Consider the following 13,109-nt stretch of genomic DNA (forward strand, 5'->3'; position numbering starts at 1 on the left):
CGAACTACTCGCCACCCTGGGCGGCATCGAAGAAACCGTGCTGCTCTACCACGACGGCGGCAAAGGACGCCCCCGCGCCCGCCGCATGCTCACCGAAACAACCCCCACCCAGCAACACCTAGCCGACCTGTTCAACATCCACCAGTACGCACCCACCCGCTGACCCCACCCAACGACTTGGGTAATACACCAGCCGAGCCCGCAAACCCAGCCCCACCAGGCAAAACCAGCTAAACGATCAAGAAAGACCGGAAACTCCCGCTAGGAGGAGATCGTGTACCCAGCACCTCGTACACCCGAACAGCGCAAGAAGGACACGCTGGCCAGGTTCGCGACCGAAGTCGATGCCTGGGTGGCAACCGCCGGCAAGGACGGTGACGTCTATCTGACCCCGCTGTCGTACCACTGGAACGGCGCGACCTTCACGATGGCGACCGCCGAGCAGACGACGACCGCGCGCAACCTCCGGACGGCCGGCGAGGTACGCCTGGCGTTCGGTGAGACCCGTGATGTCGTCCTCGTCCATGGCGTGGTCGAAGCCTTTTCCGAAGAAGCCGTCCCGCTGAAGCTGGCTGACGACTTCGTGGCTGAGGTGTTGTGGGATCCGCGCGGAGGCACGAACCCCTACGCCTTCTTCCAGGTCACTCCCCGGCGCATCCAGGCGTGGCGCGAGGAGAACGAACTCGATGGCAGGGACCTGATGAAGGACGGCGTCTGGTTGGTCTAGCCCGATCGGGCGCACCACCTTGTCCGCCGTACCTTGCCTGATGGGTGATCCACACGCGAGGGTGGACTGGTCGGTGTGGCCTTCGAGGATCGGTGTTGCGTCGAGGAGAGTCGGTGCTCCTTTGAGGAAAGGAAGGCAGATGAACGTGCTGCGGTGGCGTGAGCAGACCCGGGAACGCCTCAACGAGCTCCTGCCCGAAGCGGTGGTCGTCCTGCCGATCGGCGCGACCGAGCAGCACGGTCCGCACCTCGCGACCGGCACCGACGCGCTGATGGCCGAGACCGCGGCCGAACGCGCCGTGGAGCGGGCCGCTGAGGCCGCACCGCGTCCGCTCGTCCTGGCGCCCACGATTCCGGTGGGTGCGTCCGACCATCACCTGCCGTTCGGAGGCACGCTGTCGCTGCGTCCCGAGACGCTGCTCGCCGTCCTGGTCGACCTGGCGCGTTCGGTCGCCGACTGCGGTGGGCGCCGGCTCGTCATCGTCAACGGTCACGGCGGTAACCGCGGGATCTGCTCGGCCGCTGCCGCCGCGGCGTCGGTGCGGTCACCGATCACGGTCGCGTACGCCGACTACTGGGACGCCGCGGTCGGGGCTGACCTTGGCGGGACTCCGCTGCCGGGGCACGCGGGCGGGTTCGAGACCTCGCTGGTGCTTGCGGTGGCGCCCGACTGGGTGAAGGAGCGTGCCGGCCGGTCCGTCGTTCCGGAGATTCCCGCGGTGACCGGGCTCGAGATCCACCGGCAGGCGTCGTGGCACGAGCAGGACGGTTTCACCGACGAGCCATCGGAAGCGAGCGGGGAGAAGGGGCAAGCCTGGCTTGACCATCTCGTCGCGGTGCTGGCGGATCGGCTCGTCGACCTGGCCAAGACGCTGTAGCGACTTTTTACGCCGTTGAAATCGGCGCTTGCCAGCCTGTGGGGGGTGCGCACCCTTGGAGCGAATGAGCGCAATTCCTGGCAGGTGAGCGACCGGCTGGTGGATCTGCGCCGGCCTACCCGGACGAGCCGCCCAGTGCGGGTTGACACCGAACCCCAAACGCTGGTGGTCGACCTCGCCCGTACCGCTCTCATCGTCGTCGACATGCAGAACGACTTCTGCTCACCGCATGGTTGGCTGGCCTCGATCGGCGTCGACGTCGAGCCGGCTCGCCGCCCGATCGAGCCGCTGCGCGCGCTGATCCCGGCGCTGCGGAGCTTGGACGTACCCATCGTCTGGCTCAACTGGGGAAACCGGCCCGACCGCGCGAACCTGCCCCCGAACGTCCTGCACGTCTACAGCCCCGACGGTCACGCGCCCGGAATCGGCGAGCGGCCGCGCCCCGGCGGCTCGCCCACTCTGCAGGCAGGAAGCTGGTCGGCGGCGGTCGTGGACGAGCTCACGGTCGAGCCCACCGACATCCGCGTCGACAAGTACCGCATGAGCGGGTTCTTCGACACTGCCCTGGACGGTGTGCTCCGCAACCTCGACGTGACGACGCTGCTCTTCGCGGGCGTGAACGTCGACCAGTGCGTGTTCGCCACGCTCACGGACGCGGCCTGTCTCGGCTACGACTGCATCCTTCTGAAGGACTGCTGCGCCACCACCTCGCCGGCGTACTGCGAGGACGCGACGCACTACAACGTACGCCAGTGTTTCGGGTTCGTGGCTGATTCCAAGGCACTCGCACACGGCATCGAGAGTGACCGCTGATCCCTTGTCTGAAAGGAACCTGCCGATGAAGGTGTACGCACCCGCGGACTTCCGCTGTTACCGCATCTCGCCCGGAGACACCGTCCGGCTCGCGCTCGTCCACGCGCCGACTCCCGACCACGACGTCACGGTGGTCTTCGAGCTGTGGGACGTCGGCGGCGCCCAGCCCTTCAACAGCCATCCACGGTCGACGGAGACGTTCTTCTTCCTCGCGGGCGAGGGTGAGGCGTACTGCGACGACGAGAAGCGGCCGGTCGCGGCCGGCGACTTCCTGGTCCTCGAGCCGGGCACCAACCACCGCATCGTCAACACCGGCACGGGTCCGATGGCCGCGATCACGACGATGTCACCCGACGACGGCTTCGCCGATCTCATCCTGCGCGGAGAGCCCGCGGAGCTCACGCCGGCCGACCTTGAGGTGTTTTAAGCGTTCTTGACACACAAGTAACAGCGCGGAGACTGGGCCGACACAGCCGTCCCAGAATATGTTGATGCCATCAACATTTTGCTCCTTCCTCCGAGGGGGGCGTGCGTTGACAGAGACCATTTCTGGAGTCGGCGGCCTGCGGTTGACCGGCGCCACACTTGCGGGTGGCCAGCCCGGGCTGGTGCGGATCGAACGCGGCCTGGTCACGGACGTGGCCGAAACGCCGGCTGCCCTCGAGTGCTCCTCGGCCGGCGCCGACGGCACGGAGCCCGTGAACCGCAGGGAGCACCTCGATCTCACGGGGTACGTGCTCCTGCCGGCAGCGGCCGAACCCCACGCGCATCTCGACAAGGCCCTCACCTGGGACGCGGTGGGCTGCGCGCCGGGCGACCTGCGCCATGCCGTCGTCTCCTGGCGGGAATGGTCCCGAAAGCTCTCGCCGGCGAACGTCCGCCAGCGCGCGCTCCGGGCTCTGGAAGACCTGGTGGCACATGGAGCCACCGCCGTACGCACGCATGTCGACCTCGGACCAACGGCGAGCCGGCTGCCGGTGATTGAGGCGCTGGTGTCACTCCGCGACGAGGTGGCCGGTGCGGTCTGGGTGCAGCTGGCGGCACTCACCGCTCCGGACACGCCGGAGAGTGTCGTACGCCAGGCGCTCGCCGCAGGCATCGACCTGGTGGGCGGCGTTCCCCACCTCGCCGACGATCCCACTGCGGAGACCAGGCGGCTGTTCGCGCTGGCCGAACACGCGGGCGCGGGACTGGACCTCCACATCGACGAGCACCTGGCGCCTGCGCCGCTCACCCTGCTCGAACTCGCTCGGCTGGCACGGGATACTCCGCTGCCGCGCGGTATCACGGCCAGCCACTGCGTGAGTCTTGGCATGCTGGCCCCGAGCCGGCGGCAGGAGGTCGTCGAGGCGCTGGCCCAGACCACCATCGGGATCGTCACGTTGCCCCTCACGAACCTCTACCTGCAGGGGAGGGGATGGTCGAGCAGCCCACCACGGGGGCTGACCGCGGTGCAATCGCTTCTTGACGCCGGGATCCCGGTCGCGGCCGGAGGCGACAACATCCGCGACCCCTTCAATCCCATGGGCCGCGCCGATCCGCTCGAAACCGCGTCCCTGCTCGTGACCGCCGGCCACCTCGGTGTGGTCGAGGCGTACGACGCGGTGAGTACGACGGCCCGGCGCGTCCTCGGCCTTGACCCGGCCGGCCCGGTCAAGGGCGCGGCCGCGGATCTCCTTGCGGTGAAGGCGGAAAGCCTCTCCGAGGCGATCGCGACGGGCACCGAGGACCGGCTGGTGATCCGTGCCGGCCAGGTCATCCGCCGGACCACCGTGACCCGCAGCGGTCCCGCGCTGTCTGGCGTCAGGTCCGGCCGTCCCGAGGCGACCGAACTCGTCGCCACCTCTGGATAACGAGGAGGATCCCCTTGTCCGCAAGCGCAGAAGCGGTGCCAGCAACAGCCGCCGCTCGCTCCACCTCCCCGTCCGCGTTGCGGTTCGAGGGCGTGAGCAAGCGGTTCAGCACCGGCACGCTGGCCCTGGACGCCATCGACCTGACCGTGGACGCGGGCGAGTTCGTCAGTGTCGTCGGGCCTTCGGGCTGTGGCAAGAGCACCTTGCTGCGCCTTGCCAGCGGCCTGAGCCAGGCAACGGCTGGTGCGGTGGTCACGGGCGACGTGCGGGTGAGTTATGTCTTCCAGGACCCGACGTTGTTGCCCTGGCGTACGGTCCTCGGCAACGTCGAACTCGTCGGTGAGCTCGCGAAGCTGCCCCGGAGCGAGCGTCGCGAGAAGGCGTTGCGGATCATCAAGCTGGTCGGCCTGGAAGGATTCGAACGTCAGCGTCCCGGCCAACTGTCCGGCGGCATGCAGATGCGGGTCTCGCTGGCCCGTGCGTTGTTGCTGGATCCGGGGTTGTTCCTCTTCGACGAGCCGTTCGGCGCGCTCGACGAGATGACGAGGGAGCGGCTGGGAGACGAACTCCAGCAGCTGTTCCACTCCCGGCGGTTCGCTGGGCTGTTCATCACCCACTCGGTCGCGGAGGCGGTCTTCCTGTCGACCCGCGTGGTGGTCATGTCGGCCCGACCCGGCCAGATCGTTGCCGACGTGGAGATTCCGTTCGACTACCCGCGGTCGACGGAGCTGCGCTTCACCCCGGAGTTCGCCAAGATGACAGGCGTGGTGTCGGCCGCCCTGCGACGGAAAGGCAAGGGTGAGTTGACATGAGCCTGTCGCTGACCAAGGCGTTCAGAACGGCGGGGAGCACGCCGGCGAAGGGACCAGGTGTGCTGGCCGGCGCACCGCGGCTGGTCCGGCTCGCGATCCCGCCATTCGTCACGCTCGCGGTGATCCTCGGCATCTGGCTGACGATCACGTACGTCATCCTCGCGCCGGAGCGGCGGTTCCTCATGCCGCCGCCACACGAGATCGCCAAGGTGGGGTTCCTCGATCCGGCGAACCGGGCGCAGATGCTAAGCGCCCTGCTGCTCTCGACCCAGGTGGCCATGGTGGGCCTGGTGATCGCCACGGTGATCGGGGTCAGCGTCGCGGTGGTGATGAGCCAGGCGCGGGCGATCGAGCGTGCGCTCTATCCGTACGCCGTCGTACTGCAGACGATCCCGATCCTCGCGCTGGTTCCGCTGATCGGGTTTTGGTTCGAGTTCGGGTTCACGAGTCGGGTGATCGTCTGCGTTCTCATCGCGTTGTTCCCGCTGATCGCCAACACGCTCTTCGGGCTGCAGTCAGTCGACGCGGCCCACCATGATCTGTTTACACTGCACGGCGCGAGCCGGTGGGAACGCCTTGTCAAGCTGCAGTTTCCGGCCGCGCTTCCGGCACTCTTCACCGGTCTCCGGATCGCCGCCGGCCTCTCTGTCATCGGCGCCGTCGTCGGTGACATGTTCTTCATGCAGGGCCAGCCCGGAATCGGAACCCTGCTTGACCTTTACCGGTCCCGGCTGCAGTCAGAACAACTCTTCGCCGCGATCTTCCTGTCCTCGCTGCTGGGCATCGTCGTCTTCTCCGCGTTCGGGTTGCTGGGTCGGTTGGTCGTCGGCTCGTGGTCGACGTTCGGCGGCGGCAGCGGCCGGGAGCGCTGAGTCTTCCGCTTCTTGGAGGTTGTGACACCAGTGAAACTCTCTTCTCGCACGGCTGGATCCGTGGCAGTCATGATGTCCGCGCTCGCCCTCGCCGCGAGCGCCTGCGGGGGCGACGCGACCACGGAGAACCCACCGGCCAAGGCGGCCGCGGCCTCGTCCGCTCCGCCGGAGCAGACCCTGGCCGGTGTCTGCCCCGCCACGGTGGTCGCGCAGACCGACTGGAATCCCGAAGCAGAGCACGGCGCTCTGTACGAACTCGTGGGTCCTGGCTACCAGATCGACGCGGACAAGAAGCGGGTTTCGGGTCCGCTGATGATCGGCGGGAAGGACACCGGGGTCAGGATCGAGGTACGCACCGGCGGGCCGGCGATCGCCTACCAGACGGTGACCTCGCAGATGTACCTCGACCCGTCGATCACGCTTGGCATGGTGTCGACTGACGGCGCGATCGGTAACTCCGACAAGCAGCCGGTCGTCGGCGTGGTGGCCCCGCTGCGCAAGAACCCACAGATCCTCATGTGGGACCCGAAGGCACATCCCGACTGGAACACCATCGCCGACATCGGCAAGAGCGATGCGCGGGTCCTCTACGTCCAGGGTTCGCCCTACGGCGACTACCTCGTGGAGAAGGGGCTGCTGAAGAAGAGCCAGCTGGACGGGAGTTACAAGGGAACCCCCGCGACCTTCGTCGCCGAGGTCGACAAGATCGCCCAGCAGGGATTCGCGACCGCCGAGCCCTACATCTACGAGCACGAGGTCCGTGCGTACGCCCGGCCGGTGAAGTACCAACTGATCGCCGACACGGGTTACGACCTTTATCCGCAGGCCCTTTCGGTGCGGGCGAGCGCCTTGAAGGAGCTCTCGCCATGCCTGAAGAAGCTGGTGCCGATCATCCAGCAGGCCCAGGTCGACTACATCAGCTCGCCCGATCGCACCAACAAGCTGATCGTCGAACTCGTCGAGAAGTACAACAACGGGTGGGCGTACTCCGAAGGAGTGGCGGCCTTCGCTGCAAAGGAGATGCGCACGCTCGCCATTGTTGGCAACGAGGACGGCAATACCCTGGGCAACTTCAGCTCCGAGCGGGTTCAGAAATCGTTCGACACCATCGCCCCGCTGTTGAAGAAGTCTGGCAAGAACCCGAAGGTGGGTCTCAAGCCGACGGAGCTTTACACCAACCAGTTCATCGACTCCACGATCGGACTCAAGTAGGCGCCACTCAGTAGGCACCTGTCGACCACCGAAACGGGAGGGGTACGTGAGCGTGGTGGAACTCGCCAGTGAGTTGGAGGACCTGCTGGGATCGGTCGGCGTGAGTGTCGACGAGCGGGTCCGGCGGACGGCATCAACCGACTGGGCGCACATGTCGCCGGTCCTGTCGGCGAAACTTCCGGCGGGCCTGGCGGATGTCGTCGCGTTCCCGCGTACGCCGGAGGAACTCGCGCGGGTCCTCCAGGCTGCCTACCGGCGTCGGGTACCCGTGACGCCACGGGGCAAAGGCACCGGTAACTACGGCCAGGCCATCCCGCTGGCCGACGGGCTCGTCATCGACCTGACCCGCTGCCGGCGGATCCTCGAGATCGGTGACGGTTACATGAAGGCCGAGGCGGGTGCGACGTTCGTGGTGATGGAAGCGGCCGCACACCGCGCCGGCCAGGACGTGTGTGTCTTTCCGTCGACTGTCGGGAGCACCGTCGGCGGTTTCATCTCCGGCGGCAGCGGGGGTACGGGCTCGGTGGAGCATGGCCGCACCTGGGACGGCAACATCCTGGCGCTGGACGTCGTGCCGTGCACCGAGGACGCGGATCTCCTTGCCCGCAAGGGATTCGAGGAAACGCTGCCGTTCTGTCACGCGTTCGGCACCAGCGGGATCGTCGCGACCGCGACCGTACGCCTGGCACCGGCCCGCCAGTGGACCGCGCTCTTCACCAGTTTCGAGCACTTCGCGGACGCGGTGGAGGCGGGCCGGCAGATCATGGCGCTCGATCCGCCACCGCGCCTGCTGTCGATCGACGACCCCGGCCTCGTCGAGCACTACGGCGATCCAGCCGCGATGCCGTTAGGCAAGGTGAGCTTGCGGGCGATCATCGACACCTCGGTGGTGTCAGACGCCGGCGCGGTAGTCACGGCCGCTGGCGGGACGGTGGAGGAGGTACGCCCGAAGGGCGCCGGGCTGCTCACCTCCCTGTCGTTCAACCACAGCACCTACCGCCTGCGCAAGGCGCGCCCGGAGTTCACTCACCTACAGGTCGGGGGAGCGGGCCTAGTGGAGCGGACGCGTGAGGCACGCGAGGTGCTTCCCGAAACGCTCCTGCATCTGGACGGCGTTCAGGGACCCAGCTACGCGGGGATGCTGATGTGTAGGTACGACGGCGAGGCGGCGCTGCTTGCCGGCATTCGTGGCCTGGAAGGGCTTGGTGTCACGGTGAGCAGCCCGCATACCTGGGAGCTCCACCATGACCGGGTGGGGCTGATCCGATCGACCGCGGCGCGACTCGATCCGGCCGGGCTCCTCAATCCCGGCAAGCTTCCCGCGGCGTAAGGGCGGCGGACTCACCCAAGGACTTGAGGAGGCAGATGAGCGCCACTGTTTCGCAGCCCGAGCGTCGCCTCGGGATGCTCACCACTGACGAGATCGCCGCGATCAGCAAGGCGGACGCGCTGGTCCTACAGCCCATCGGCGCCACCGAACAGCACGGGCCGCACCTGCCCTGCCTCACGGACGCCCTGATCGCCCAGGCCGCGGCCGAGCGGGCGGTCGCGCAACTTCCGGTTGACGCGAACGTCTGGTTGCTGCCGCCGTTGTGGTACGGCAAGTCCACCGAGCATCTGGGGCGACCCGGCACGGTGAGTATGTCGGCGCAGACGCTCGTCTCGGTGTGCCTCGACCTTGGCCGCTCGCTCGCCGCGTCAGGCTTTCGCAAGCTGGCGTTCGTCAACGGGCATGGTGGCCAGCCGGCACTGCTGGACATGGTCGCCCGCGACATCCGGTACGACACCGGCCTGCAGGTGTTCCCGCTGATGGTGTCGCGGCTCGGACTTCCCGAGGACGTGGTCTCCTCCGACGCGGGGTTCGGGATCCACGCCGGCGAAGTGGAGACGTCGGTGATGATGGCGCTGGAGCCGTCGACGGTGCGTTCCGACCGGCTGCCCGTGGACGGCGCCGACGTCGCGAAGCTGTTCGCCGACTGCGAGCACCTCACCCTCGAAGGCGCGATTCCGACGGCCTGGTTGACCGATGACCTCTCCGAGAGTGGCGTGATCGGTGACGCGCGCGGAGCGAACGCGGAGCTGGGGGAGCGGGTCCTGCGGCACTGGTCGGCACGGCTCGCGGTGGCACTCACCGAGATGGCGGCGTTCGAGTTTCCCCGTACCCGATGAGGGCGAACGAAGGTGAGGTGGCGGTGAAGGGCCTCGGCACCGAACCCGCTGGACTGATAGAGGCGTTCTGGTCGTACGAGAACGCGCTGGCGACGAACGACCTCGACGCTTTGGACCGCTGGTTCCTCGACGCACCGACCACGCTGCGCGCCGATGCGGTCGGCGTTCTGGTGGGGCAGCAGGCGATCAGTGACTTCCGCCGGGAACGCGGCGGCGCGCCGTTCCGGATCGCCGAGCGGGTTCACGTCCAGGTCTGCGGGGACGGCTGCGCGGTGGTCATCGCCGAAACCCGGCGTCCCGACGGGGCCCGGGGGCTACAGAGCCAGACCTGGGTCGCGACGCCAGACGGGTGGCGGATCGCCGCCGCCAGCGTGGCGGGGGTAGGTCACAACGGCGTTGGGGTCCGCCCGGCAGAGCAGGAGATCGATACGAGCGCGGTCTGGCGGGAGGTCGGTACGCCACTGGTGACGGGGGTGCCTGAAGGGCCACTCGCGGGACGCGGTGTGGCTGTCAAGGACCTCTTTGCGGTGGCGGGTCACCGGGTGGGCGCCGGCAATCCGGCCTGGCTCGCGGAGGCCGTGCCCGAACCCCGGCATTCCTGGGCGGTGCAAGCCCTGGTTGACGCGGGCGCCGACCTCACCGGGATCGCCCAGACCGACGAGTTGGCGTACAGCCTCTCGGGCACCAACGTGCACTACGGCACCCCACCCAACCCGGCGGCGCCCGGCCGGATCACCGGCGGCTCGTCGAGCGGTCCGGCCTCGGCCGTGGCGCTCGGACTGGCCGACATCGGTCTCGGCACCGACACCGCCGGCTCGATCCGGGTACCCGCGTCGTACTCCGGCCTCTACGGGCTCCGCACCACCCACGCGGTGGTGCCGGTGGAGGGCGTCGTGCCGCTGGCACCGTCGTTCGACACGGTCGGCCTGCTCACGCGGGACGCCGCGACCCTGGCCGCCGCCGGCGACGTGCTGCTACCGCCGGGTGCCGCCGGACCCCTCCGCCGGTTGGTGGTGCCGGAGGACCTGCTGGCGTTCGCCGAACCAGAGGTGCGTACGTCGTTCGAGGCGGCCTGCCGGGCCCTCGCCGGTCTCCCCGGTGTGCGGATCGAGCGCGCGGAAGCCCTCTGCGCTGGGCGGCTGGAGGAGTGGTTCGCGGCGTTCCGGACCGTGCAGGCGACGCAGGCCTGGGAAGTCCACGGACGATGGATCACCCGCCATCCCGACGCGCTCGGTGGCGGTATCGCCGCGAGGTTCGCGATGGGCGCCCGGGTCACACCCGACGAGCGCGAATCGGCCGAGCGCGTGCTCACCGACGCTCGCGATGCCGTCCGTCAAGAGTTCGTTGACGGGATGGCGTTCGTCCTCCCGGCGACCAGCGGGGTGGCCCCACCACCGGACCTCGATCCTGCCGTCAAGGACGCCTTGCGGGGCGCGACGCTCCGGCTCACCTGCCTGGCCTCCCTTGCCGGGCTCCCGGTGGTGGTCCTTCCCCGGTTGCGAGTCCGCGGCCTGCCCGCCGGGCTCGCGGTGATCGGCGCGCCCGGCACCGACCGGGCATTGCTGCGCTTCGCCGTGGCCGCCGAGAGTGGCCCGGCGCCGTTCCCACCGCAGACCTGAGGAGTGGCATGACCACGACGGATCTCCCCGCTGGTGGGGCGCCCTCGCCGGGCGTCCTCACCGGGCTCGACGTGACCCACCGGCCGGGTGTGCCGATGCGGACCCGCGACGGCGTGACGCTGGTCGCCGACCTGTGGCATCCCGAGGGCGCCGGGCCGTGGCCGGCACTGCTGGTCCGTACGCCATATGGCCGTACGCTCGCGTCCGCCATCACCTCGCCCCATCCGAGCGTCCTCGCCCGGCGCGGCTATCTCGTCGTCACCCAGGACGTCCGCGGCCGCGGTGACTCGGCGGGGGAGTTCGTGCCGTTCGCTCACGAGGCGAACGACGGTGAGGACGCGATCGGCTGGGTGGCGGGTCTCCCCGAGTGTGACGGCCGGGTCGGCACGTACGGCTTCAGCTACCAGGGCTGCGCCCAACTGCTGGCCGCCGCCAACAAACCCCGAGCGCTCCGGGCGATCGCGCCCGCGATGTGCAGCGCGGATCCGGCGGAGGGGTTCCTCTTTCATGCCGGGATCCTGCGGCTCGGCTACGCGGTGAGCTGGGGATCGCAGCTGTCCGGCGCTGACGGGTTCCTCGGTCCGGCGGCGGCCGGCGTACTCGCTGCCCGGATCGCGGCCGAGGACGTTCCTGACTGGGCGTACTGGCAGGACTGGACGGAAGGCCGCTGCGGCCCGGTCGCCGACCTCAGGGCGGTCGAGGTCCCGGCCCTGGTCACGATCGGGTGGTACGACACCTTCGCCGGCGGCGGCGCCCGCGACCTCGCTGCCCTCAGCGACAACGGCTACCTGCTCGGCGCCCCGTGGGCCCACATGCCCTGGTCGCCCGACTCCGACGTGGCGTTCGAGACGCACCTGGCGTTCTTCGACCAGCACGTGGCCGGACGGCCCGGGCCCCGGCTGCCGCGGGCCCGCTCGCTGGCGGTGGACGGTGGCTGGCAGGACCTTCCCGCCTGGCCGCCGGCGCCCACCCGGCAGCGGTTCTACCTCACCAGCGACGGGAACGCCGCGACCCGCTGGGGCGACGGCTGCCTCGCACCGCAGCCGCGGACCGGTGCGCCGGTGGTGGCGACGTACGAACCCGCGGTCCCGGTGCCGTCGCTCGGCGGCGCTGCCAACGGGAACGTCGGGCGGGTGGGTCGGGTGGATCAGGGCCCGGTCCAGGACCGCACGGACGTACTGGTCTACACCAGCGAGCCGCTCACCGAGCCGCTGGAGATCGCCGGAACGCCGACGGCCCACCTCGCCCTCAGCAGCACCGCCCCGACGCACGACGGCTGCGTGACGCTGTGCTCGGTCGCGCCTGACGGCTCGTGCGGGAACCTGGCGTTCGGCGCCGCCCGTGGCACCGGCGACCTCGAGGTCGAACTCGCACCCGTCCACGCCATCGTGCCGGCCGGCCACCGGTTGCGGGTCGCGGTGGCACCGAGCGCCTTCCCGGAGCTCTCCCCGAACCGCAGCAGCGGCTGGCACCAGGTGGTCCGGGTGTTACGGTCCGGGTCGTGGGTCGAGCTGCCGGTACGCACCTGAACAGCCATGCCGTGGAGGCTTCCGCCGAGGATGGCGTACGCCGGCTCGGCGCGGCGATCCGGCAGCTGCGCCGGCAGCGCCAACTGACCCTGGTGCAGCTGGCGGGACGCGCGGGGCTGTCCCACCCGTTCCTGAGCCAGGTCGAACGCGGGCTGGCCCGGCCGAGCATGTCGTCCCTCCACCGGATCGCGCAGGCGCTCGGCACCACCCAGCAGGCGCTCATGGCGGCCGAACCCGGAGCGCCGGCCGTCTCGCCGGTCAGTCTGGTCCGCGCCGGCGACGGCGAGCCGCTCGACCACGGCGACGGGCACGCTCGGAGCCTCGTGCGCGGGCGCCGGGCGATGTATCCCGTGGAGTTCACCGGGGCCGCACTGACGTACGACGAGTACTACACGCACGCCGGCGACGAACTCGTCCACGTGGTCGAGGGCGAGATCGAGGTGGACCTCGACGACCAGGGCCGCCACCTGCTCAGGCCCGGTGACACGCTCTACTACGCCGGCGGCACACCGCATCGCTGGCGTGCGGTCAACGCCGGACCGTCCCGCCTGCTCGTCGTTCAGGACGGCCGTTAGAGCCAGGCCATGATCATGAAGGATTTTCGTCGCTATTTGACCAAAATCCTT

At 69.3% G+C, this 13,109-nt stretch carries 13 protein-coding genes; all 13 read left to right on the forward strand.

Annotation, left to right across the window (positions count from 1 at the left end; translation table 11 throughout):
* Nucleotides 1–274 precede the first annotated feature (274 nt).
* The 13 genes from B141_RS0120145 to B141_RS0120205 all read left to right on the forward strand — a co-directional run bounded on the left by B141_RS0120145 (nucleotide 275) and on the right by B141_RS0120205 (nucleotide 13,058).
* Entirely contained in the window at nucleotides 275–727 is a 453-nt protein-coding gene (locus B141_RS0120145; protein ID WP_020576988.1) for a pyridoxamine 5'-phosphate oxidase family protein, read from the forward strand.
* 139 nt (nucleotides 728–866) lie between these two features.
* Nucleotides 867–1,604: a creatininase family protein gene (locus B141_RS0120150; protein ID WP_020576989.1), complete on the forward strand. Its 738-nt coding sequence runs from the start codon at nucleotides 867–869 to the stop codon at nucleotides 1,602–1,604.
* A 45-nt stretch (nucleotides 1,605–1,649) separates the two neighbouring features.
* A complete protein-coding gene (locus B141_RS0120155; RefSeq protein WP_026257403.1) occupies nucleotides 1,650–2,417 on the forward strand; it encodes a cysteine hydrolase family protein in 768 nt (255 codons plus the stop codon).
* Between the two features lie 25 nt (nucleotides 2,418–2,442).
* On the forward strand, nucleotides 2,443–2,844 hold the full coding sequence (locus B141_RS0120160; RefSeq protein ID WP_020576991.1) for a cupin domain-containing protein: 402 nt from the start codon (nucleotides 2,443–2,445) through the stop codon (nucleotides 2,842–2,844).
* 106 nt (nucleotides 2,845–2,950) lie between these two features.
* Nucleotides 2,951–4,270: an amidohydrolase family protein gene (locus tag B141_RS0120165; RefSeq protein ID WP_026257405.1), complete on the forward strand. Its 1,320-nt coding sequence runs from the start codon at nucleotides 2,951–2,953 to the stop codon at nucleotides 4,268–4,270.
* 14 nt (nucleotides 4,271–4,284) lie between these two features.
* A complete protein-coding gene (locus B141_RS0120170; protein WP_237742748.1) occupies nucleotides 4,285–5,082 on the forward strand; it encodes an ABC transporter ATP-binding protein in 798 nt (265 codons plus the stop codon).
* Complete coding sequence (locus tag B141_RS0120175; protein WP_020576994.1) at nucleotides 5,079–5,954, forward strand: ABC transporter permease; 876 nt, start codon at nucleotides 5,079–5,081, stop codon at nucleotides 5,952–5,954. The genes B141_RS0120170 and B141_RS0120175 overlap by 4 nt, the downstream gene beginning before the upstream one ends.
* 69 nt (nucleotides 5,955–6,023) lie before the next feature.
* On the forward strand, nucleotides 6,024–7,166 hold the full coding sequence (locus B141_RS0120180; RefSeq protein ID WP_020576995.1) for a hypothetical protein: 1,143 nt from the start codon (nucleotides 6,024–6,026) through the stop codon (nucleotides 7,164–7,166).
* A gap of 46 nt (nucleotides 7,167–7,212) precedes the next feature.
* Nucleotides 7,213–8,496, forward strand: coding sequence for an FAD-binding oxidoreductase (locus tag B141_RS0120185; protein WP_020576996.1), 1,284 nt, complete (start codon nucleotides 7,213–7,215; stop codon nucleotides 8,494–8,496).
* A gap of 35 nt (nucleotides 8,497–8,531) precedes the next feature.
* Nucleotides 8,532–9,335 (forward strand): creatininase family protein, encoded by an 804-nt coding sequence (locus B141_RS0120190; RefSeq protein WP_020576997.1) that lies wholly within the window; start codon nucleotides 8,532–8,534, stop codon nucleotides 9,333–9,335.
* Complete coding sequence (locus tag B141_RS41700) at nucleotides 9,332–10,954, forward strand: amidase (protein WP_020576998.1); 1,623 nt, start codon at nucleotides 9,332–9,334, stop codon at nucleotides 10,952–10,954. Before B141_RS0120190 ends, B141_RS41700 begins: the two co-directional genes overlap by 4 nt.
* A gap of 8 nt (nucleotides 10,955–10,962) precedes the next feature.
* Complete coding sequence (locus B141_RS0120200) at nucleotides 10,963–12,483, forward strand: CocE/NonD family hydrolase (protein WP_020576999.1); 1,521 nt, start codon at nucleotides 10,963–10,965, stop codon at nucleotides 12,481–12,483.
* Nucleotides 12,456–13,058, forward strand: coding sequence for a helix-turn-helix domain-containing protein (locus tag B141_RS0120205; protein ID WP_237742749.1), 603 nt, complete (start codon nucleotides 12,456–12,458; stop codon nucleotides 13,056–13,058). The genes B141_RS0120200 and B141_RS0120205 overlap by 28 nt, the downstream gene beginning before the upstream one ends.
* The last annotated feature ends 51 nt before the right edge of the window (nucleotides 13,059–13,109 follow it).

It is taken from the genome of Actinopolymorpha alba DSM 45243 (genome assembly GCF_000373925.1).
Lineage (GTDB): Bacteria > Actinomycetota > Actinomycetes > Propionibacteriales > Actinopolymorphaceae > Actinopolymorpha > Actinopolymorpha alba.

Coding starts and splice junctions, on each gene's coding strand:
- B141_RS0120175 (WP_020576994.1), top strand. CDS start 5,079: ATGAGCCTGTCGCTGACCAAGGCGTTCAGAACGGCGGGGAGCACGCCG.
- B141_RS0120190 (WP_020576997.1), top strand. CDS start 8,532: ATGAGCGCCACTGTTTCGCAGCCCGAGCGTCGCCTCGGGATGCTCACC.
- B141_RS0120160 (WP_020576991.1), top strand. CDS start 2,443: ATGAAGGTGTACGCACCCGCGGACTTCCGCTGTTACCGCATCTCGCCC.
- B141_RS41700 (WP_020576998.1), top strand. CDS start 9,332: ATGAGGGCGAACGAAGGTGAGGTGGCGGTGAAGGGCCTCGGCACCGAA.
- B141_RS0120200 (WP_020576999.1), top strand. CDS start 10,963: ATGACCACGACGGATCTCCCCGCTGGTGGGGCGCCCTCGCCGGGCGTC.
- B141_RS0120180 (WP_020576995.1), top strand. CDS start 6,024: ATGATGTCCGCGCTCGCCCTCGCCGCGAGCGCCTGCGGGGGCGACGCG.
- B141_RS0120150 (WP_020576989.1), top strand. CDS start 867: ATGAACGTGCTGCGGTGGCGTGAGCAGACCCGGGAACGCCTCAACGAG.